This window comes from Pseudomonas sp. DTU12.1 (assembly GCF_009873475.1).
Classification (GTDB): domain Bacteria; phylum Pseudomonadota; class Gammaproteobacteria; order Pseudomonadales; family Pseudomonadaceae; genus Aquipseudomonas; species Aquipseudomonas proteolytica.
Map to the genome: position 1 here is coordinate 3,864,488 of NZ_CP045254.1, position 19,391 is coordinate 3,883,878.

The 19,391-nt window shown below is 62.8% G+C and carries 16 protein-coding genes; 4 read left to right on the forward strand and 12 right to left on the reverse strand.

The window, feature by feature from the left end:
• Positions 1-200 precede the first annotated feature (200 nt).
• Positions 201-821, reverse strand: a complete 621-nt coding sequence (locus tag GDV60_RS16890; protein ID WP_029298440.1) for a TetR/AcrR family transcriptional regulator — start codon at positions 819-821, stop codon at positions 201-203.
• Between the two features lie 116 nt (positions 822-937).
• Here GDV60_RS16890 and copC point away from each other — a divergent pair, with 116 nt between their 5' ends.
• The gene (gene copC / locus GDV60_RS16895; protein WP_159908165.1) at positions 938-1,303 is read left to right on the forward strand and encodes a copper homeostasis periplasmic binding protein CopC; all 366 of its coding nucleotides are present in this window, start codon (positions 938-940) and stop codon (positions 1,301-1,303) included.
• Between the two features lie 3 nt (positions 1,304-1,306).
• On the forward strand, positions 1,307-2,155 hold the full coding sequence (gene copD / locus GDV60_RS16900) for a copper homeostasis membrane protein CopD (RefSeq protein WP_159908166.1): 849 nt from the start codon (positions 1,307-1,309) through the stop codon (positions 2,153-2,155).
• A 111-nt stretch (positions 2,156-2,266) separates the two neighbouring features.
• Here copD and GDV60_RS16905 read toward each other — a convergent pair whose 3' ends face one another.
• From GDV60_RS16905 to pedF, 10 genes are all read right to left on the reverse strand, one after another.
• Complete coding sequence (locus tag GDV60_RS16905; RefSeq protein WP_029298446.1) at positions 2,267-3,418, reverse strand: HlyD family secretion protein; 1,152 nt, start codon at positions 3,416-3,418, stop codon at positions 2,267-2,269.
• Positions 3,415-5,076 (reverse strand): MFS transporter, encoded by a 1,662-nt coding sequence (locus tag GDV60_RS16910; protein WP_092239002.1) that lies wholly within the window; start codon positions 5,074-5,076, stop codon positions 3,415-3,417. Before GDV60_RS16910 ends, GDV60_RS16905 begins: the two co-directional genes overlap by 4 nt.
• Before the next feature lie 629 nt (positions 5,077-5,705).
• Positions 5,706-7,184: a DASS family sodium-coupled anion symporter gene (locus tag GDV60_RS16915; protein WP_159908167.1), complete on the reverse strand. Its 1,479-nt coding sequence runs from the start codon at positions 7,182-7,184 to the stop codon at positions 5,706-5,708.
• A gap of 209 nt (positions 7,185-7,393) precedes the next feature.
• Entirely contained in the window at positions 7,394-8,785 is a 1,392-nt protein-coding gene (locus tag GDV60_RS16920) for a hybrid sensor histidine kinase/response regulator (protein ID WP_070996384.1), read from the reverse strand.
• On the reverse strand, positions 8,769-9,932 hold the full coding sequence (gene ercA, locus GDV60_RS16925; RefSeq protein ID WP_029298454.1) for an alcohol dehydrogenase-like regulatory protein ErcA: 1,164 nt from the start codon (positions 9,930-9,932) through the stop codon (positions 8,769-8,771). Before ercA ends, GDV60_RS16920 begins: the two co-directional genes overlap by 17 nt.
• Before the next feature lie 172 nt (positions 9,933-10,104).
• Positions 10,105-10,176, reverse strand: a complete 72-nt coding sequence (pqqA, locus tag GDV60_RS16930) for a pyrroloquinoline quinone precursor peptide PqqA (protein ID WP_003243383.1) — start codon at positions 10,174-10,176, stop codon at positions 10,105-10,107.
• 852 nt (positions 10,177-11,028) lie between these two features.
• Positions 11,029-12,549 carry an aldehyde dehydrogenase family protein gene (locus GDV60_RS16935; RefSeq protein WP_029298457.1) on the reverse strand — a complete coding sequence of 507 codons (1,521 nt, stop codon included), beginning with the start codon at positions 12,547-12,549 and terminating at the stop codon, positions 11,029-11,031.
• A gap of 28 nt (positions 12,550-12,577) precedes the next feature.
• The gene (locus GDV60_RS16940; protein WP_159908168.1) at positions 12,578-13,504 is read right to left on the reverse strand and encodes a quinoprotein relay system zinc metallohydrolase 1; all 927 of its coding nucleotides are present in this window, start codon (positions 13,502-13,504) and stop codon (positions 12,578-12,580) included.
• Positions 13,501-14,256, reverse strand: a complete 756-nt coding sequence (locus GDV60_RS16945) for a quinoprotein dehydrogenase-associated SoxYZ-like carrier (RefSeq protein ID WP_133714939.1) — start codon at positions 14,254-14,256, stop codon at positions 13,501-13,503. The genes GDV60_RS16940 and GDV60_RS16945 overlap by 4 nt, the downstream gene beginning before the upstream one ends.
• Positions 14,257-14,259: 3 nt before the next feature.
• Entirely contained in the window at positions 14,260-14,721 is a 462-nt protein-coding gene (gene pedF / locus GDV60_RS16950; RefSeq protein ID WP_029298463.1) for a cytochrome c-550 PedF, read from the reverse strand.
• 254 nt (positions 14,722-14,975) lie between these two features.
• Here pedF and exaA point away from each other — a divergent pair, with 254 nt between their 5' ends.
• Positions 14,976-16,868 carry a quinoprotein ethanol dehydrogenase gene (exaA, locus tag GDV60_RS16955; RefSeq protein ID WP_029298465.1) on the forward strand — a complete coding sequence of 631 codons (1,893 nt, stop codon included), beginning with the start codon at positions 14,976-14,978 and terminating at the stop codon, positions 16,866-16,868.
• Between the two features lie 104 nt (positions 16,869-16,972).
• On the forward strand, positions 16,973-17,620 hold the full coding sequence (locus GDV60_RS16960) for a pentapeptide repeat-containing protein (RefSeq protein ID WP_159908169.1): 648 nt from the start codon (positions 16,973-16,975) through the stop codon (positions 17,618-17,620).
• Positions 17,621-17,730: 110 nt separating this feature from the next.
• Here the strand turns inward: GDV60_RS16960 and GDV60_RS16965 are convergent, their stop codons facing one another.
• Positions 17,731-19,389 carry a ShlB/FhaC/HecB family hemolysin secretion/activation protein gene (locus tag GDV60_RS16965; RefSeq protein ID WP_029298469.1) on the reverse strand — a complete coding sequence of 553 codons (1,659 nt, stop codon included), beginning with the start codon at positions 19,387-19,389 and terminating at the stop codon, positions 17,731-17,733.
• Positions 19,390-19,391 lie beyond the last annotated feature (2 nt).

The window sequence follows — 19,391 nt, forward strand, 5'->3', positions numbered from 1 at the left end:
CGCAGCAGCCCCAGTCAGTCTCACCTCGGCCTTTCAGACACACCGAGGTGACCGGTTTTGGGGCTGCTGCGCAGCCCAACGGGGGACAAGCCCCCTCGCCACAACAAGCCCCTGACCACAGCGAGCCCTTTCACGGCTACAGCCCACGCAACCGGTTTAGCCTTTTAAATCGCGATGAGGCCCTCAACCACACCCCAAACTCATGGTTCCAACCCGATCCCCCGCAAAATCACACTGGTCACCGTTTGCACCGCCCGTTCGAACTGCATGTCCGACAACGCCTGATGATCGTTGAGGATCATCACCTGGTGATCAAAGTCGGCATAGTGCTGGGTCGAGGCCCAGATCATATACAGCAGGCTCGACGGTTCCACCGCGAGGATGCGTTTGTCTTCCACCCACTGGCGGATTTTCGCTTCCTTCATTTTGGCCCAGTCGTACAGGCTCGCATCCAGCGCTTCGCCGAGGGTCGGCGCGCCGTGGATGATTTCGTTGGCCCAGACCTTCGAGCCATACGGGCGGCTGCGCGAATGCTGCATCTTCGCCCGGATGTAGCTGCTGAGGACCACGCGCGGGTCATCGAACATCTCGAAGCACAGGGCGTCCTGCTTCCACACCTCCAGCAGGTCGAACAACACCGCGCTGTACAACTCGCTTTTGGTGCTGAAGTAGTAATGCAGGTTGGAGCGCGGCAGTTGCGCCTGTTCGGCAATGTCGGCCATGGCGGTGCTGCCATAGCCCTTCTCGGCGAAGACCTTTTCAGCCGCCAGCAGAATCTTTTCGACGTTGACCCGACGGATACCGATCTTGTGATTGCCCATAGGGGCTCCCTGACAACGACATGCCTGGAAGACTACCATCCGCTCTAGATCGGGGCGACAGCCTGAGTGGAAACTTCGTACACTGCCCCCCCTCTCCCATTGATAGGTAGTGCACGATGTTGATCAAGAAAACCCTGACTACGGTGACCTTGCTGGCCTCGCTGCTGGGGGCTTCGGCTGCCTTTGCCCATGCCCACCTGAAAACCACTGCGCCGGCCGCCGACAGCACCGTCGCCGCGGCCGCCGACCTGCGCCTGGTGTTCTCCGAAGGTGTCGAGGCCACGTTCACCAAGGTCTCCCTGAGCAAGGACGGCACCGAAGTGGCGATCAAGGGCCTGGAAACTCCAGACGCCGACAAGAAAACCCTGGTTGTGACCCCTGCCGCACCGTTGGCCGCTGGCACCTATAAGGTCGAGTGGCAAGCCGTCTCGGTCGACACCCACAAAAGCGCAGGCAATTACAGCTTCAAGGTCGGCCAATAACCCATGGCAACCCTGCTGGTGCTGTGCCGTTTCCTGCACTTCGTGGTGGTTTTGCTGATGTTCGGGGCCTGTGTATTCAGGCCCTGGTTATTAGGCACAAGCCCGCGGCCGGCCCTGGATCGGCAGTTGTCACGCATCACCACGCTGCTGGCCTGGCTGGCCCTGGGGTCGGGTGTGAGCTGGTTGCTGTTGATCAGTGCCAGCATGGCCGGCAGTGAACTGGCGGCGCTGGATCTGGCGACGGTGCAGTTGGTGCTGGGCAAGACGTTCTTCGGCAAGGTCTGGAGCCTGCATCTGTTGCTCAATGGCTTGCTGGTGCTGAGCCTGCTGACACCCTGGCATCACGTGCGCCTGCTCCTCAGTGCGCTGCTGCTGGCTACCTTGGCCCCCGTGGGGCACGGCGCGATGCTCAGTGGCCTCAGCGGGCAATTGCTGACTCTCAACCAGATGGTGCACCTGCTATGCGTCGGTGCCTGGCTTGGCGGGTTGCTGCTGCTGGTGTTGATCCTGCGCCAAGCGGCCCTGTACCCGCTGGAGAAAATCCTGCAGCGCTTCAGCGGTGTCGGTTATCTGTTGGTGGCCGGTTTGCTGGTCACCGGGCTGATCAATATCCGTGTGCTCACTGGGCAGTTCTGGCCGACTCCACTGTTCAGCGGGTTTGCCTTGATCCTGTTGATCAAGGTGCTGCTGGTGGCGGGCATGCTGGGCCTGGCATTGCTCAATCGGCTGCGGATCAACAATTGCCAGCAGCGCGTGGGGCAACTGCAGGCCAGTGTGAAGCTCGAATGGTTGTTAGGCGTGGCCGCTGTGGCGGCGGTGTCCCTGCTGGGCACCCTGCCACCGATGCTGTAGGAGCGAGCGTGCTCGCGAAAAACTTACCGACAACGCGTTTACCCAGGCAACCCGCGTTATCGTTGACGACTTTCGCGAGCAAGCTCGCGCCTACACGGGGTGTGTGGAATGTCAGGGCGGGCTGTTTTTCAGGCGGCCTGCCGTGTCGATGCTGACCACCACCGACAACCCCGGTCGCAGGCGTTCGCTCTGCTCCTGATCCGGGTCCACGGTAATCCGCACCGGCACCCGCTGGGCGATTTTGACGAAGTTGCCGGTGGCGTTATCGGCCTGCAACAGGCTGAACTCGGCGCCCGTAGCCGGCGAGATACGCTGTACCGTGCCATGGAATCTACGGTGGTTCAGGGCATCGACGGTGAACGTCACCGGCTGGCCCACCTGCACGTGGTCCATCTGGGTTTCCTTCATATTGGCGATCACCCACAGCTGGTTCGGCACCAGCGCCATCAACTGCGCGCCGGAGTTGACGTAGGCCCCCAAACGCACGCCGATCTGCCCCAACTGGCCGTCCCGGGGCGCCAGCACGCGGGTGTTGGACAGGTCGATGCGCGCCAGCTCCACCGCGGCCTCGGCGCTGGCGACGGCGGCTTCCAGTGAACCGCGATTGACGATCACCGTCTGCAAGTCCTGGCGGGCGATTTCCAGGCTGGCCTGGGCCTGGGCCACGGCGGCGATGGTCTGCGCGTTGGCGGCGCGGGTCACGTCCAGTTCACGGCGCGACACCGAGCCATCGCTGATCAGTTCTTCGTTGCGCCGCAGGTCGGCCGTGCTTTTGCGCGCCTGGGCCTGGCTGTCGGCCAGGGCGGCCTGGCGCAGCTTGATGGTCGCCTCGGCGCTGTTGCGCTGTTGCACCACATTGGCCAGGGACGCCTGCTGCACCGCCAATTGCGCTTGGGCCTGGTCCAGGCGCTGCTTGTAGATGCGGTCGTCGAGCCGCACCAACAGATCCCCGGCCTTGACGTGCTGGAAGTCCTGCACCGGCACCTCGAACACATAACCGCTCAGTTGCGGGCCGATGATCGTCACCTGGCCGCGCACCAGGGCGTTTTCGGTGGTTTCCACGGCGCTGCTGAAGGGCGGCAATTGCCAGGCGTACAACACAATCAATACGCCGACGATAGCAATCGCGGCAAAGCCCAAAGACGAGATGATGCGCACGCGCAGCGAGCGCTGTTCGGTGACCGTGGCTCCGGGCGGCGTGGTGCCCTCCGGGGTGGAAGCAATGGCATTGGTGGTCGTGGTGGTAGCCGTAGGTTCGCTCATGAAGAAAGTGCGCCGCTAGGTTGAACGGAAGGCGCTGCACTGGCGGCAGCTTTTTTGGTGGTGCTCATCAGCCACAGGCTGCGGGTAAAGATCCACAACATGGTCAGTATCGCGATGATCGCGATCAGCATGAACACGTCGTTATAGGCCATCACATTGGCTTCACGGGTGGCCGCCGTAGCCAGGCTGCGGATGCCCAGCAGGTTGCGCAGCTCCGGGTCGGCGATCACCGAGCCATAAGCCGAGCCGCCGCTCTGCACGCGGGCGGCCACGCGCGGGTCCAGCAACGTCAGGTGTTCGACAATCATGCTGGAGTGAAACTTCTCGCGCACGATCTGGAACGTGCCAAGCAACGCCGCGCCCAGCAGCCCGCCAAGGTTCTGGCAGATACCAAACAGCACCGAAAAACTCACCAGGTTGCGCGGGTTGCTCAGCACATTGCGCATGCCCAGCACCATGGTCGGGCCGAGGAAGAAAGTACCGCCAAACCCCAGCAGAAACTGGCTAACGTACATGTTCTGTGGCCGGGTCAGGTTGCTGGAGAAGCTGTCCATCACCGAGCCTGTGGCCATCAGGGCCAGGGAAATCACCAGGGGCATCAGCAAGTGCGCCGGGTTGATGGTCAATGCGCTGATCACCAGGCCACTGATCGCTCCCAGCAGCATCACCAGATACAAGGTGCGCATCTGCTCGCTGCTCATATTCAGCGCCTGCAAAAAGCCCACGGCGCCGGTGGACTGCTCGGACAGCACCATGCGGATCAGGATCACTGCCAGGGCCAGGCGAATCATCACCCCGCCGCCCAGCCAACGGGTCATCAGCAGCGGGTTGGCGCGGTTATGCTCGATGGCCAATCCGGCCATGATCAGCACCAGCGAACAGGCGGAGGCGACGCCGATCCACGGTGCTTCCAGCCACCAGTCGATACGCCCCAGGGACAGCACCGCACACAGCAATGCCACGCCCGAGGCGAGCAAGGCGAAGGTCAGGAAGTCGAGTTTTTCAAAGGTCTTGAAGCGATCACCCGGCGGCAGCTTGAGCAGGAACACACAGCCCAGGCACGTCAGCGCCATGCCCAGCTCAAACAGGTACAGGCCGCGCCACTCGGCAATCTGCAGCAAGTCTTCGGAAAACAGCCGCGCCATTGGCAGGGCCAGTTGTGCGGTACCCAGGCCCAGCACCAGGGCCTTGAGCCGCCACTTTGCGGGGAACGCCTGCACCATGTAATACAGGCCCAGGGAACTGAGGGCCGCGCCAACCATGCCGTGGGCCGCACGCACGGCAATCGCCGAACTGAGGTCGTTGACGAACAAGTGGCCGAAGGTCACCAGCGCGTACAGCACCAGGAACACTTCGGTAAACGCCCGCAGGCCGAACTGCTGGCGAAATTTCACCAGCAGCAGGTTCATCGACACGTTGGTCATGACATAGGCCGCAGGCAACCAGGCCATTTCGGCGGTGGTCGCGCCCAATGCGCCTTGCAGGTACGGCAGGTTGGCGATCACCAGGGCGTTGCCGAGGCCGCCGGTGATTGCTACCAGCACGCCAACCAGGGCAAAGGCCCAGCGCTTGAGCGTGGGGTGATGGGGCGTCGATGGCGACCCCGGCAAGCTTGGACGCTCGTGGGGTTGCCAGGTGTGAGGGGTGTATTTATCCATTCGTGACCTTGATGACCGACGCACGAGGCCGGTAAAACCCTGACTCAGAGCGTAGTAGACCTGAGCGGGGTTGATCTTGTCATCTTTGTAGGGGCTGGCTTTTGTGGGAGCTGGTTTTTGTGGGAGCTGGCTTGCCTGCGATGCAGGCGCCGCGGATTGGGGGGAGGTGTACATATCCGTTGCTGCGGTCACGGCGGCTAATGGTTCCGCCCTGACGGCGGGTCACTTTCGAAGAGCGCGAAAGTAACCAAAGCGCTCTTGCCCCACCACTCGGTGCCTCGCCTAGGCTCGGCATGCCCGCAGTCAGGCATTGCTCCGTGGGCCCGCCGCGATCGGCCATCCATGGCCGTGTCGCGGCTACCCCGGCATCCTGCCGGGGTGCCCACTGCGCAATACCTGCCTGCGGCCATCGTGGTTTGACGGGGCGCCTAAGATCAAAAGCCGGATCAAAAGCCAGATCAAAAGCAGAGCAACAGCATCGCCAGAGCGCGCAGCTGCATTCCCCTGTGGGAGCTGGCTTGCCTGCGATGGCGGCAGGTCAGCCAATAGATTTATCGACTGACACACCGCTATCGCGGCGGTGCAGCGATCCAACAAGCCATCTCCCACAGCGAGTCGGATTCAGATTTTCAGATCCAGCCCAGCCAGCTCCAGTAGGTCGCGGCGAAGACCAGCATCAACAGGTAGCCAATCAAGGTCACCAGCAAGCCCACCTTGGCAAACTGCCGCGCGGTGAAGGTGCCGGTGCCCAGGCACACCATGTTCTGCGGGGCGTTGATCGGCAGGATAAAGCCATAACTGACCACAAACCCCAGCAACATGGTCATGCCCAGCCGGCTGAAATCACCGGGCAGGGTTTGCAGTACGGCAATCAGGATCGGCAGCAACGCCGAGGTCAGCGCGGTGGCGCTGGCAAAGCCCAGGTGGATCACAATCAGGAACGCGCCGAGGATTGCAAACACCCCCAGCGGCCCCAGTAGATCCAGGCCGGTGTGCCCCACCACCTGCGCGCCCAGCCACTGCCCGGCCTGGGTGGTCAGCAGTGCCGTGCCGAGGCTGATGCCCACGCCGAATACAATCACCGTGCCCCAGGGGATGCGCGATTGCACGTCCTTCCAGGTCATCACGCCGATGCCCGGCAGCAGCAGGAACACCAGGCCAGCGTAGGTAGTGGAGGTGGTATCGAAGCTGTGCAGACGCCCTTCGGTGGCCCAGGCCAGCAGCAGCAGGACCGAGACCGTCAGCAAGCGCTTCTGCGGCCCAGTCATGGGGCCGATATCCACCAGGGACTGCGCCACGGCCTCCTTGCCGCCAGGAATGCTGTTGCTTTCCGGTGGCAGCAATTTGAGCACCAGGAACAGCAGCACTGCCGACATGATCAGCGCCCACGGCGCCCCGGCGATCAGCCAGTCGATCCACGACACGCGCTGGCCGAGCATCTTGTCCATAAAGCCCACGGTCAACAGGTTCTGCGCCGCGGCGGTCTGGATCCCAACGTTCCAGATGCTGGTGCCCTGGGCCACGACAATCATGATCCCGGCGGCGATATTCGAGCGTTTGTCCACGCCGAACGCGGCAATCACCCCCATCATGATCGGCACCACGCAAGCGCTGCGGGCCGTGGCGCTGGGCACCACCAGGCTGAGCAGGATGGTCACGGCAATCGCGCCCACCAGGATCCCGCGGGTGCTGGTGCCGACCCGGGTCAGGGTGACCAGGGCGATACGCCGGTCCAGGCCGGTGTGGGTCATGGCCGCAGCAATAAACAACGCACCGGCCACCAGGGCCAGGGCCGGGTTGGCAAACCCGGTGAGCGCCATGCTGATCGCCGGGCTGGAACCGATCAGGTGCGTAGGGTCCTGCAAGGACGGCGCGGTGCCCAGCAGGAACGCCATCAACGAAGTAATCATGATCGCACTGGCTTCGTAGGACACCGCTTCGGTAATCCACACCACCACGGCAAAGGCCAGGATCGCCAGCATCCGATGCCCGGCAACCGGCAAGTCGGCGGGCAGCGGCAAGAGCAGCACGCCGATCATCACCAGCACGGCGATCACCAGGCCCATGGGCAGCTTGAAAGAAACAGCAGGTGTTGCGGGGGCACTCATGGAAATCTCCGTCGGCCATGACAATCAAGGCCTGCAGCATGAGGCAAAGCGTCGCGGCGGGTCTTGACAGGTATCAAGGCACGGGCAGTTTTGAGCCACCCTCATCGCAACATCGGTATCTACACAACTTTGCTGCATCGCATAAATCCAGGCAGATAGCGCAGTTGTGTAGATACCTATGCTCATCGCAGGCAAGCCAGCTCCCAGATTTAGGCTGTCGTGTCGGGCGCGGCGCCTAGTAGTTGGCTCAACACCGCCCGCAGCTTGCCCGGCTTGACCGGTTTGTTGAGCAACGGCGCTTCCAGGCGCTGCAACGAGCGTCGGCACTGGTCGGTGCGGTCGGCCGTGATGATCACTGCAGGGATTTTCCTGCCGAAATGCTCGCGCAATTGCCTGACCACCTCGCAGCCGACCACGCCATGATCAAGGTGGTAATCCGCCAGGATCAGCTCCGGCGCCCTGCCCTGCAGCGCCACCAATGCAGCGGCCTGATCGGTGGCGGTGACCACTTCGCAGCCCCATTGCCCGAGCAGGGCGCGCATGCTCTCCAGGATGCTGGTTTCGTTATCCAGCACCAACAGGCGCCGCCCCGGCAAAGGGTTGCCCGCCCCGGCCTGGGGGGGGGCGAGGCTGATGGGCAGCGGAACTTCCTCCGACAGCGGCACCTCGATGCTGAACATCGAGCCGCGCCCCGGCCACGAGCGCACGACTACCTGGCAGCCGAGAATCTTCGCGATACGTTCGACAATCGCCAGCCCCAGCCCCACGCCCTTGCGGTCTGCCGCACGGCCGACGTCCAGTTGGTTGAACTCCAGAAAGATCGATTGCAGGCTGTCGGCGGCAATCCCCCGCCCGGTGTCCCAGACCTCCAGGCGCAAGCGATCCCCGCGACGCCGCGCGCCCAGGAGGATGCAACCCTGGTCGGTGTAGCGGCAGGCATTGCTGAGGAAGTTACGCAGAATACGCGTCAGCAGGCGCAGGTCGGTGCGCAGCGCATAGCGGCCCATATGCACCCGCAGGTTCAACCCGGCCGCCGCCGCCACCGACTGGAACTCCGAGACCAGCGGCGCCAGCAATTCGTCGAGGCGATACAGGGCAATATCGGGCTTGACCGCCGCCTGGTCGAGCCGGGAAATATCCAGCAAGTCCGCCAGCAGATCTTCTGCCCCTTCCAGGGCCTGGTGGGTGCGCTCCACCAGAACCTTCTCCACACTGGGCAGCTCCCGCTCGCGCAGGGTAGAGATCAGCAGGCGTGCGGCGTTCAGCGGTTGCAGCAGGTCGTGGCTGGCGGCGGCGAGGTATTTATCCTTGCTGCGGTTGGCGGCCTGGGCCGCGTCGCGGGCGTCGCGCAGGTCCTGTTCGATACGCTCGCGCCGGGCGATCTGCTGTTGCAGGTTGTGGTTGGCTTCAAGCAGTTCATCGGTGCGCGCGGCGACCCTTTGCTCCAGTTCGTCGTTGAGGCGGATGTAGCGCTTGCGCTCGGCCTCCAACTCATCCAGCCGCGCCGTCAGCTCGGGGTAGTGACTCTTGCGCGCCGAGTGATCGCCCAATCCCAGCAGCCCGGCCAGGGCCCGTTGTTGATCGTCAGAGAGCTTCGCCATAGACGACCTCGACGTCACGCTGGCTCGACTCCCGGGGGTTGGTCAGGATGCACGGGTCATGCATGGCGTGTTGCGACAGGAACGGAATATCCGCCACGCGCACCCCGTGCAGGCCGAGGGTTTCATGGAAGCCAATGGCATGCTTGAGCGCAATCAGGTGTTCCACCAGCCGCCCGCAGATCTGCCGGTGATTGAGGCCCCGACAGTCGATGCCGAAGGTCTCGGCAATCACCTTGAAGCGCTCCGGCGCCGAGTTGTAGTTGAACGCCACCACATGCTCCACCAGCACCGCGTTGCACAGGCCATGGGGCAGATCGAGAAAGCCACCCAGGCTATGGGACATGGCATGCACCGCACCGAGGATCGCATTGGAGAACGCCAGGCCGGCCTGCATGCTGCCCAGCATGATTTTCTCGCGCAGGGCGATATCACTCGGGTTGGCAATCATCTGCACCAGGTTGCCATTGATCAGGCGCATGGCCTCCAGCGCATGGGGGTCGGTCAGCGGGCCATGCCCGGTGGACACAAAGGCCTCGATGGCATGCACCAGCGCGTCGATACCGGTACAGGCCGAGAGGAACGGGTCCATGCTGGCAGTGGTTTCCGGGTCGATCAACGACACATCCGGCACCACCGCCTTGCTGACGATGGAAAACTTCATGCGTTCCTGCTGATTGGAAATGATCACGAACTGCGACACATCGGCCGAGGTGCCGGCGGTGGTCGGGATCAGGATCAACGGCGGGCTGGGCACGCGGATGGTGTCCACCCCTTCGAACTCGAGGATGCTGCGACCATGGGCAACCACGATGCCGATGGCCTTGCCGCAGTCCATGGGGCTACCGCCGCCGACGGCGACGATCACATCGCAATGGTTCTCGCGGTACACCTCGGCGCCCTGCATCACTTCTTCGACACGCGGGTTGGGTGAGACGGCGGTGTACAGGCAGTACTCGATACCCAGGGCCTGCAGGCTGGCCTCGACATCCGCGACCCAACCGGCAGCGACCACGCCAGGGTCGCTGACCACCAGGACCTTGCGTGCACCAAAGGTCTTGGCGTAATTGCCGACATTGTGCCGGGAGCCGGCGCCGAAGATGATTTCTGGGGAAACGAATTTACGCAGTTGGCTGAGACTCTGGCTCATTGGTAAGCCTGTTTTTATTGTTTTTGGAAGATACGGGCCACACTAACGCATCCGCTGGCGAATGCAATCAGACCAATGGGCTAACCCTTATCCCTTGTGGGCGCTGGTTTGCCGGCGATAGCGCCGAGCCAATCCGGCCGCCATCGCCGGCAAGCCGGCTCCTGCAACGCTTTCAGCGGTTGGCGAAATACATGGTCACTTCAAAGCCGATACGCAGGTCGGTGTAGGCGGGTTTGGTCCACATGGGGGTGATCCTCTTGTTATGCCGGGAGAGTCCGGTGGGTTCATTAATGCATGGGGGGGCTGGCGGGCGAATGCTACTTTCGAACGACTCGGCGGCAGACGTTAGTCTTGGATGTATGTGGAGCAAACGGTGGGGCTTGCTTGCGATGGGCAGGCGTCTTTAGGCAACTCGCGCTTTTGGGTGTGTACATATCCGTTGCTGCGGTCACGGCCACTTAGGGTTCCGCCCTGACGGCGGCTCACTTTGGAAAAGCCCCAAAGTAAGCAAAGGGCTCTTGCCCCACCACTCGGTGCCTCGCCTAGGCTCGGCATGCCCGCAGTCAGGCATTGCTCCGTGGGCCCGCCGCGATCGGCCATCCATGGCCGTGTCGCGGCTACCCCGGCATCCTGCCGGGGTGCCCACTGCGCAATACCTGCCTGCGGCCATCGTGGTTTAACGGGGCGCCCAAGATCAAAAGCCAGATCAAAAGCAGAGCAACAGCAACGCCAGAGCGCGGAGCTGCATTCCCCTGTGGGAGCTGGCTTGCCTGCGATAGCGGTGTATCAGCCGATAAATATATTGACTGATCGACCGCTATCGCAGGCAAGCCAGCTCCCACAGGTATACGCGTAAGCCTCACCGATCAGGCCGGCTGTCAGGCCGCCTCGCTCTGCTTGTGATTTTGATCTTAGGCGCCCCGTTAAAACACGCTGGCCGTAAGGACGGAACCCTAAGCCGCCATGACCAAAGCAACGGATATGTACCCAACCCCAAGAACCATCGCAGGCAAGCCAGCTCCCACACCTGACTGCATTTCAACCAGTCAGGCTGTCTACCCATCAAACGGTGGAAGCTGGCATTTCAATCAGAAGATCAGAAGAAGCCCAACGGATTAATGTCGTAGCTCACCAGCAGGTTCTTGGTCTGCTGGTAATGATCAAGCATCATCTTGTGGTTCTCACGCCCCACGCCGGACTTCTTGTAACCGCCAAACGCAGCATGCGCCGGGTACAGGTGATAACAGTTGGTCCACACACGCCCGGCCTTGATCGCCCGGCCCATACGGTAGGCACGGTTGATATCGCGAGTCCACAGGCCAGCACCCAGGCCGAACTCGCTGTCGTTGGCAATCGCCAGGGCTTCGGCTTCGTCCTTGAAGGTGGTCACGCCCACCACCGGGCCGAAGATTTCTTCCTGGAACACGCGCATTTTGTTGTGGCCCTTGAGCAGGGTCGGCTGGATGTAATAGCCGCTGGACAGGTCGCCCTCCAGATGTTCGGCGGCACCGCCGGCCAGCAGTTCGGCGCCCTCCTCCTGGGCGATGGTCAGGTACGAGAGGATCTTGTCGTACTGCTGCTCGGACGCCTGGGCGCCGACCATGGTCTCGGTGTCCAGCGGGTTGCCACGCTTGATCTTGACGATCTTCTTCATCACTTCGGCCATGAACGGCTCGTAGATCGACTCTTGCACCAGCGCCCGCGATGGGCAGGTGCACACTTCACCCTGGTTGAAGAACGCCAACACCAGGCCCTCGGCGGCTTTCTCGATAAAGGCTGGTTCCGCCTGCATGATGTCTTCAAAGAAGATATTCGGTGACTTGCCGCCCAGTTCGACGGTGGACGGAATAATGTTCTCGGCCGCCGCGTGCATGATGTGCGCGCCCACCGGGGTGGAGCCGGTAAAGGCGATCTTGGCGATGCGCTTGCTGGTAGCCAGGGCCTCACCGGCTTCACGGCCAAAGCCCTGGACGATGTTCAGCACGCCCGCTGGCAGCAGGTCGGCGATCAGCTCGGCAAACACCATGATCGACAGCGGCGTCTGCTCGGCTGGCTTGAGCACGATGCAGTTGCCGGCGGCCAGGGCCGGGGCGAGTTTCCAGGCGGCCATCAGCAGCGGGAAGTTCCACGGGATGATCTGCCCGACCACGCCCAGGGGCTCGTGGAAGTGATAGGCAGTGGTCAGCTCGTTGATCTCGGCGGCGCCGCCTTCCTGGGCGCGGATGCAGCCGGCGAAGTAGCGGAAGTGGTCGGCGGCCAAGGGCACGTCGGCATTCAAGGTCTCGCGTACGGCCTTGCCGTTGTCCCAGGTCTCGGTCACGGCCAGCACTTCCAGGTGCTGCTCGATGCGGTCGGCAATTTTCAACAGCACCAGGGAGCGATCCTGGGGCGAGGTCTTGCCCCAGGCGTCGGCAGCGGCATGTGCAGCGTCCAGGGCTTTGTCGATATCGGCGGCGCTGGAGCGCGGGAATTCAGCGATCACTTCCCCAGTGACGGGCGAGGTGTTGGTGAAGTACTCACCGTTGACCGGGGCCACAAACTCGCCACCGATAAAGTTACCGTAGCGCGGTTTGAAGCTGACGATGGCGCCGGGGGTGCCAGGTTGTGCGTAGATCATGATGAGGCCTCTTTCGGGGGGGATGTTGTTATTGATCTATCCGTTGCATCTGCCCGCGTTCGTAGCGGGGATACAGGTGGCTGACACTGCGGATCAGTTCGTAGCGGCTCAGGCTGATGGCCGCAAAACGTTCGGGGATGGGGCTACGGATCATCTCGCCCATGGCGCTGCCGTTGGCGGCACCGGTGGCCATGAGCTGGTCGAGCCAGCCCAGGTAGTCACGCATTTGCGCGAAGGGTTGGGTGTCGATTGCCACTGGGCCATGACCGGGCACGATCACCTTCCAGGGCAGGCCTTGCAGGGTGGCGATATCCGCCAGCCATACCGACAGGCCCGGGGTGTTGGGGGTGGTCAGGGCGCGCTGGTAAAACACCAGGTCACCGGCAAACAGCACACCGGTTGTTTCATCGAGAATCGCCAGATCGGCCCCCGTGTGCCCACTCAAGGCCAACAGGCGCAAACGATGACTGCCGAAGGTCTGCACGCCGGGCGTGACGGTTTGGCTCGGCAGCAGCACTTCGGTGCCACGCATCCAGTCGCCAACCATGCGGTACATGTTTTGCGCCATGGCGTCACCCTGCTCGCGCAGCAGCGTGGTAGTGCCTTGCAGGGCGCCGATGGGCACGTCCTTGAATGCCTGATTGCCCAACACATGGTCGGGATGGTGATGGGTCAACAGGACCTGGACCACCGGTTTGTCAGTGACCGTGGCAATCGCCTGGCGCAAGGCTTCGCCGTAGCGCCGGGACGGGCCGGTGTCGATCACCACTACCCCGGCCTGGGTGACGATAAACCCGGCATTGACGATATTGCCGCCGTTGTCCCTGGCGAAATTATCGGTACTGCCTTCCAGCAACCAGGTGTCACTGGCGATCTGCCGGGGCTTGAGGGCGTAGTCCAGATCAGCCAGCGCCGGCAGGCTCAGGCCGAGCAATAGCCACAGCAGCAGTTTCATGGGAGCGCCCCTTCGAATTGGCTGCCGCTGGTGTCGCGCAGCACCAGGCGCACTGGCCCTGGGCTTTGCAGGTCAAACGCCAGGTCGGGGTTCTCGCTGACCGCCGCAAACAACTCCAGGCGTGCCAGCACCCGGTCCTGGGCGTCGCGCAATTCGGCATGGTTGATATAGAACTCAGGGATGCCGCTGACCATGCCATTGTCCATCGGGTGCGCTACTTGCAGGCGCAACCGGCTGAAATCGCTGCGTGGGTAACGACCGCCCAACACTTCGCCCAAATGCTCTTCCCAACCCGGCTGGCTGCGCACCACGCTGGGTGCCGTGCAGCCACCGCCGGCGGCGTCGATCAGGGTCGAACCGACGTGCCACAGGCCATCCCTGGTCAATACGGCGGCGCGCAACGGCGTGGCCTGTTCGATACGAATGCGGATCGCCAGCCACGGCAATACACCCTCGCCCGGCTGGAAATCGACGATCTTCGGCAATGGATTGAGTTCGGCCCAGGCGATGATTTTCACCACCTCGTCCTTGAAGGCGCGGGCGTCGATTTCCAGCGGTACCTGGCGTGCATCCTCGGCAAATGGCGGCGCCAGCAACTTGACCCGCTCATCAAAGACGAACGGGGCATTGTCCAGATACTGCTTGTGGTAGTAGCTCCACATCACCGACGGCACCGGGTCTTTGCCGGGGTCCATCCCGTAGGCGGCCAGTGGCAACCAGCAGGCCAACAGCCAATGTGCGCGCCAGCCCATGGCTTACTCCTCGACGTGCACGCTATCAAGATAAGTGCGCACCGCCCACAAGGCTTCCTGGCTCAGGTAGTCGGCCATCTTCGGCATATACACCCGGCCATCGCGCACTGCGCCATGGCGCACCCGCTCCACAAACCATTCGTCCCCGGCATCGCCCTCATCAAGCATGCGCAGGTCAGGCGCGATCCCACCGGACTTGGCTTCCAGGCCGTGGCACGCGGCGCAGTTCTGGTTGTAGGCCGAAGCGCCGACTTCCACGGCCTTGTCGCGCTGCGGCGACTGGCGATACGGGTTCACCGCCGCCCAACCATCGGCATCCAGTGTCACGCCGGCATCCTTGACCGGCGTCAGTCCCTTGGTTTCCACGGCAGTGGGTGTCACGTTGCCATGGGCCCAGACGGAGCCTGTACCGATCACGCCGGCCAAGAGGCCAGCCAGCAGCAAGGCGTTGCGTTTTGTTGTCATTGTTTTTCCCTCAGGATTGCACGCAAAACCCCTTTGCAGAGGCTATGGCAACCATCTTAGGAACGCCTCGCCAAGGGCCGTATGCTGCTTTGGTGGCCGGGGTCTACTCCCTTGGTAGTAAGGCTTGCGAGGCACTGCTAAATCAGATGCGGTTCGGGAAATTGTCCCGGCCACACCGGGACATTTTCCGTATCCGGGCGCCCCGTCCACGCAGCAACCTGTGCAGGCCAAAACCTCCACTGGGAACTGCAACCATGACAATAAGATCGCTACCCGCCCTCTCGCCGCTGAGCCTTGCCGTGCAGGCTTTCCTGCTGGTCGGCAGCCTGTCCTTGAGTGCGGCGAGCTTCGCTGCGACCGAACCTTCGAAGCAGACTCGCAACATCACCTGGGAAGACATTGCCAACGACCACCTGACCACCAAGGACGTGCTGCAATACGGCATGGGCACCAATGCCCAGCGCTGGAGCCCGCTGGCCCAGGTCAACGACAAAAACGTATTCAAGCTGACGCCGGCCTGGTCCTACTCGTTCGGCGATGAGAAGCAGCGCGGCCAGGAATCCCAGGCTATCGTCAGCGACGGCGTGGTCTACGTCACCGGTTCCTACTCCCGGGTCTTCGCCCTCGACGCCAAGACCGGCAAGCGCCTGTGGACCTACAACCACCGCCTGCCCGACAACATTCGCCCGTGCTGTGACGTGGTTAACCGTGGTGCGGCGATCTTTGGCGACAAGATCTACTTCGGCACCCTCGATGCGCGCCTGATCGCCCTCGACAAAAACACCGGCAAAGTGGTGTGGAACAAAAAATTCGGTGACCACGCCGCCGGCTACACCATGACCGGCGCCCCGGTGCTGATCAAAGACAAGGTCACCGGCAAGGTCCTGCTGATCCACGGCAGCTCCGGTGATGAATTCGGCGTGGTCGGCCAGCTGTTTGCCCGCGACCCGGACACCGGCGAAGAGGTGTGGATGCGTCCGTTTGTCGAGGGTCACATGGGCCGTCTCAATGGCAAGGACAGCACCACCACCGGCGACGTGAAAGCGCCTTCGTGGCCGGATGATCCGACCACCGAAACCGGCAAGGTCGAGGCCTGGAGCCACGGCGGCGGTGCCCCTTGGCAGAGCGCCAGTTTCGATGCCGAGACCAACACCATCATCGTCGGCGCCGGCAACCCCGGCCCTTGGAATACCTGGGCGCGGACCTCCAAGGACGGCAATCCCCACGACTTCGATAGCCTCTACACCTCAGGCCAGGTCGGCGTCGACCCAAGCACCGGCGAAGTGAAATGGTTCTACCAGCACACGCCAAACGATGCCTGGGACTTCTCCGGCAACAACGAGCTGGTGCTGTTCGACTACAAGGACAAGGACGGCAAAGTGGTCAAGGCTACCGGCCACGCCGACCGCAACGGGTTCTTCTACGTGGTGGACCGCAACAACGGCAAGCTGCAGAACGCCTTCCCGTTTGTCGACAACATCACCTGGGCCAGCCATATCGACCTGAAGACCGGGCGCCCGGTAGAAAACGAAGGCCAGCGTCCGGCCAAGCCATTGCCTGGTGAAACCAAGGGCAAGTCGGTGGAAGTCTCGCCGCCGTTCCTCGGTGGCAAGAACTGGAACCCCATGGCCTACAGCCAGGACACAGGCCTGTTCTACATCCCGGGCAACCAGTGGAAAGAGGAATACTGGACCGAGGAGGTCAACTACAAAAAAGGCTCGGCGTACCTGGGCATGGGCTTCCGCATCAAGCGCATGTATGACGACCACGTCGGCACCCTGCGGGCGATGAACCCCACCACCGGCAAGGTGGTGTGGGAGCACAAGGAAGCCCTGCCGCTGTGGGCTGGCGTACTGGCGACCAAGGGCAACCTGGTGTTCACCGGCACGGGTGATGGGTTCTTCAAGGCCTTCGACGCGAAAACCGGCAAGGAGCTGTGGAAGTTCCAGACCGGCAGCGGCATCGTCTCCCCGCCGATCACCTGGGAACAGGATGGCGAGCAGTACATCGGCGTGACCGTAGGCTACGGCGGCGCGGTGCCGTTGTGGGGCGGCGACATGGCCGAGCTGACCAAGCCGGTGGCGCAAGGCGGATCGTTCTGGGTGTTCAAGATCCCAAGCTGGGATAACAAGACCGCCCAAAAATAATCCACTCCAGGGCGAGGGGTCGCTGTCCGTGGCGAGGGGGCTGGTCCTCCGTTGGGCCGCGCAGCGGCCCCTCCACCCAAAGCCCCCTCCCTCAAGGTCTTGCCATGAACTACCTACCCCTCGTGCTACTCCTGGCTTTACCCATCGCCCACGCCGACGACCGCGACGACCAACCCCTGGTCATCAACGGCTGCACCATCGCCCCCCACAGCCAATGCCCCGGCGCCAGCCTCAAGGGCGCCAACCTGCGTAACCAGGACTTGAGCAAAATGAACCTGGCCGGCGCCGACCTGCGCGAGGCCGACCTGCGCCACGCCAACCTCGACCTGGCCAACCTGGAAAAAGCCCAACTGCAAGGCGCCAACCTGACCCGCGCCAGCCTGCAACAAGCCAACCTGCGCCTGGCCGACTTCACCGGCGCGACGCTGATGGCCGTACAAGGCTGGGGCATGTTTGCCCAGGGCGCGCAATTTGAAAACGCCAACCTCAGCGCCGCCTATCTGCAATTTGCGCGATTGTCCGGGGCCAAACTGCACAAAGCCAACCTGCGTGCGGCGGACCTGGAAATGACCTGGCTGAGCAAGGCTGACCTGCAAGGTGCCGACCTCAGCGATGCCAACCTGCAAGAAGCCAAGTTCGGTGAAAGCAACCTGGAACAGGCCACCCTCACCGGCACCCGTCAGCACTATGCCAATTTCCAGGATGCCAATATGGAAGGCTGCAAGGACTGCCCCACCACCTGGGACCGCTAACTCCTGCCGGCGATGAGGGCCTTGAGCCCTGCGCAGCCAATTCGGCCGCCATCGCCGGCAAGCCGGCTCCTGCAGGGGGCGATTTATCCTGTGTTCGCCGAGGCTTTGGCCTAGAAGGCTTTACTCACCTGTGCCCACACCCGTGGCGTGCGCGATACGTCACTTTGCGGGTCCGCATTGCCGACCCGCCAGGCCGCAACAGTACTCAGGCGCCAGCCCGAAGCACTCCAGTTGGCGCCCACGCCGGTCGCCGAGAGGCTGCGGTGGTTTTCCCCGTCCGACCATGTGTCTTTGTTCAAGCGCACCGAACCGTGATCGACAAAGGTCAGCAGGTTCCACTGTTCAGTCAACGCATAGCGCAGTTCCAGATTGGCCACATACCCCTGGTCACCCGATGCCTCGCCCTGGGGATAGGCCCGCACGCCATAGGCGCCGCCCAGGCTGATCTTCTCCGATGAGTCGAGGTTGCCGTCCGCCCACTGGCCCTGCACCTGCCCATACAGGCTAAAACGCTCACTCAAGCGTTGCAGGCGCACCACGCTGGGGTTGATCTTCTGGAAGCGCCCGGCGGTCTTGGCGGTCAAGCCATCGAACAGTTTGTCGAAGGCGCCGTCCAGGTTCAGGCTGCCTTCGCTCCAGGCCAGGGAGAACGCACTGACGCCACCGCCCAGCAGGTTGTCGCGCAGATTCCCGTCCACGCTGGCAGTCACTACCCGCGCCTGTTTCTTGCTGCTTGAATCGTAGAGGTCGATGTCGTCGCGCAGGTGTTTGTGGTCGTATTGCAGCTGCGCATTCAGGCTGAAGGCGCGGCTGCGAATCAGCGGCTGCTGGACGAACACGCTGGCAATCCGCGCATTGCCCTTGGCATCCAGTTCGTCGAAGTCCTTGGCCAGTTGGTAGTCCATGTCCGAATAGGCCACGCCCACCTGGGTCGACCACGGGCCGACCGGCAGTTGATAAGCCGCGCGGTAGTAGTGCTGGTCCTCGTCGCTGCCCATCACCCGCACGCTGGCCTGATCGCCCAGGCCCAAGGGGCTGGCCAGGTTCAATGTCCCGCCCAGGCGATACTCGCCGGTGAACCGGTTGCCGTAGTTGTCCAGGTCCACCTGGCCAGAGACCAGCGGCGCATCCTTGACATCCACCACCAGGTCCGTGGCGCCCACCACCGCGCCGGGTTGCAGGGTGGATTGGACGGCCACGCCAGGGGTCTGCTGCAGCAACAGCAAACCGCGCTCCAGCGGCGCAGCACGTACGGCGTCCCCCGGGTCCAGTGCCGACAGCGGCGCCTGCAGCACGCCATCGCGCACACGGGATTGGTTGTTGATCCTGACCTGGCCGTACTGCCCTTCCAGCACGCTGATGCTCACCACGCCCTTGTCGATTTCCTGCGCCGGTAAGTAAGCACGGGCCAGCGGGTAGCCCTGCTGGCGATACAACGCAGTGATACGCGCTGCACCGGCCTGCAATTCACCGAGGCTGACCACACGGTTTTGCAGGTCGACCAGCAGCGCCAGCAATTGATCGTCGGCAATCACCGTGTTGCCGGTAATCGTAAAGCCATTGACCTGCAACGTCGGCCCGGTGACTTTCGCTGTGGTGTCCGGCGCCGCAGGCAGGTTCAATTCCAGGGTCTGTTTGGGCGGCAGGCTCAGTGGCTGGCTCTGGATTTCACGCATCGACTGCCCGGCATCCGGGGCGATTTCAGCGTGGGCCATCCCACCTGTCGCGGTGAGCAAGGCAAGCGCAATCGGGTTTAAACGCAGACGCATGA

Coding starts and splice junctions, on each gene's coding strand:
- GDV60_RS16910 (WP_092239002.1), bottom strand. CDS start 5,076: ATGGATAAATACACCCCTCACACCTGGCAACCCCACGAGCGTCCAAGC.
- GDV60_RS16935 (WP_029298457.1), bottom strand. CDS start 12,549: ATGATCTACGCACAACCTGGCACCCCCGGCGCCATCGTCAGCTTCAAA.
- GDV60_RS16965 (WP_029298469.1), bottom strand. CDS start 19,389: ATGCGTCTGCGTTTAAACCCGATTGCGCTTGCCTTGCTCACCGCGACA.
- copC (WP_159908165.1), top strand. CDS start 938: ATGTTGATCAAGAAAACCCTGACTACGGTGACCTTGCTGGCCTCGCTG.
- exaA (WP_029298465.1), top strand. CDS start 14,976: ATGACAATAAGATCGCTACCCGCCCTCTCGCCGCTGAGCCTTGCCGTG.
- GDV60_RS16905 (WP_029298446.1), bottom strand. CDS start 3,418: ATGAGCGAACCTACGGCTACCACCACGACCACCAATGCCATTGCTTCC.
- GDV60_RS16940 (WP_159908168.1), bottom strand. CDS start 13,504: ATGAAACTGCTGCTGTGGCTATTGCTCGGCCTGAGCCTGCCGGCGCTG.
- GDV60_RS16890 (WP_029298440.1), bottom strand. CDS start 821: ATGGGCAATCACAAGATCGGTATCCGTCGGGTCAACGTCGAAAAGATT.
- ercA (WP_029298454.1), bottom strand. CDS start 9,932: ATGAGCCAGAGTCTCAGCCAACTGCGTAAATTCGTTTCCCCAGAAATC.
- GDV60_RS16920 (WP_070996384.1), bottom strand. CDS start 8,785: ATGGCGAAGCTCTCTGACGATCAACAACGGGCCCTGGCCGGGCTGCTG.
- GDV60_RS16915 (WP_159908167.1), bottom strand. CDS start 7,184: ATGAGTGCCCCCGCAACACCTGCTGTTTCTTTCAAGCTGCCCATGGGC.
- pedF (WP_029298463.1), bottom strand. CDS start 14,721: ATGACAACAAAACGCAACGCCTTGCTGCTGGCTGGCCTCTTGGCCGGC.
- copD (WP_159908166.1), top strand. CDS start 1,307: ATGGCAACCCTGCTGGTGCTGTGCCGTTTCCTGCACTTCGTGGTGGTT.
- GDV60_RS16945 (WP_133714939.1), bottom strand. CDS start 14,256: ATGGGCTGGCGCGCACATTGGCTGTTGGCCTGCTGGTTGCCACTGGCC.
- GDV60_RS16960 (WP_159908169.1), top strand. CDS start 16,973: ATGAACTACCTACCCCTCGTGCTACTCCTGGCTTTACCCATCGCCCAC.